Consider the following 1,400-nt stretch of genomic DNA (forward strand, 5'->3'; position numbering starts at 1 on the left):
ATTCATTTAATCTGGAGCACGACGATGAAGGGGGAGGTGTGAAGCCTCACAGATTTCCGGCATCATTGTGCTCAATACGGGATGCGTAGTGCTCCCAGTGACTGGAGACTCCACGACATGAAATATACACCGATTGGCGTTGATATCGCAAAACATCTGATTCAGCTCCACTTCATCAATGAGCACACTGGCGAAGTGATTGATAAGCAGGTACGTAGCCAGGATTTTCTGACTTTCTTCAGTAACCGGGAACCTTGCCTGATTGGTATGGAGGCCTGTGGTGGCTCTCAGCACTGGGCACGAGAACTGACAAAACAGGGGCATAAGGTACGACTGATGCAGGCCCGGTTTGTTAAGGCGTTCCTGATGGGCAACAAAAATGACGTGATGGATGCCCGCGCTATCTGGATGGCGGTACAACAGCCCGGTAAGGCGATAGCCGTCAAAACAGAAGAACAACAGTCAGTACTGGTTCTGCATCGTTCACGCAGGCAACTGGTCAAGTTCAGAACCGCACAAATTAATGCCCTGCACGGTACGCTCCTGGAATTTGGTGAAACCCTCCACAAAGGCCGGGCAGCGTTGGACAAAGAGTTACCGGCAGCACTGGAACGACTGAAGATACGTCTTCCTCCGTACCTTATCACCGTGCTGGAGGACCAGTACAACAGGCTGGGTGAGTTGGATTCACAGATAAATAGCATCGAAAAACAGCTTGTCAGCGTGGCCAGGCAGAATGAAACCTGTCAGCGGCTGCTGAAAATACCCGGCGTGGGGCCGCTAATTGCCACGGCTGCGGTGGCCACAATGGGAGAAGCCTCCGCGTTTAAATCGGGACGAGAGTTTTCTGCTTATATCGGACTTGTTCCGAAACAGACAGGTTCAGGCGGAAAAATCCGCCTGCTGGGGATAAGTAAACGCGGAGATACCTATATGAGGACCCTGTTTATCCATGGTGCTCGTGCGGCTGCATTACTGACAAAAGAACCTTTGCCCTGGATCACGGAACTCAAAAAACGATGCCCGACCAGTGTGGCCATCGTGGCGATGGCGAACAAACTGGCCCGGACAGTCTGGGCGATAGCGGCTCACCAGTGTGAATACGACAAGGCGCACGTCAGTGTCAGGCCAGACTAAAAGCGGCCACTGACAAACATTAACTTTTAACAAAAGGATGAATGCAGAAAGGTTACTCTGGCAACCAGCGTGATGACAAAGACAGGTAAGACCGGGACTCACTAAACCTGAATGGTTTTATGAGCTTAAAGCTCGCGGAGGAAATGAGGTGTGAGTCGGCGAATGACATAGGGGCTCGCAGCTTTAAAGGCTGCAAAAAAGCCGGATATAAAGCTGCAACCTATCTGTCAGAGTTAGAACAATGGAAGCCGTTGCAAACGGGA

General features: G+C 51.1%; 1 protein-coding gene. It reads left to right on the forward strand.

Annotated elements, in window-relative coordinates:
• The first annotated feature begins 117 nt into the window (after positions 1 to 117).
• A complete protein-coding gene (locus PSI22_RS21145; RefSeq protein WP_010848889.1) occupies positions 118 to 1,137 on the forward strand; it encodes an IS110 family RNA-guided transposase in 1,020 nt (339 codons plus the stop codon).
• Positions 1,138 to 1,400: the final 263 nt, after the last annotated feature.

Origin of the sequence: Xenorhabdus aichiensis (genome assembly GCF_028598775.1) — a bacterium.
Lineage (GTDB): Bacteria > Pseudomonadota > Gammaproteobacteria > Enterobacterales > Enterobacteriaceae > Xenorhabdus > Xenorhabdus bovienii.

What these genes read in the sequence shown, in the direction of transcription:
- PSI22_RS21145 (WP_010848889.1), top strand. Translation starts at nt 118, where the DNA reads ATGAAATATACACCGATTGGCGTTGATATCGCAAAACATCTGATTCAG.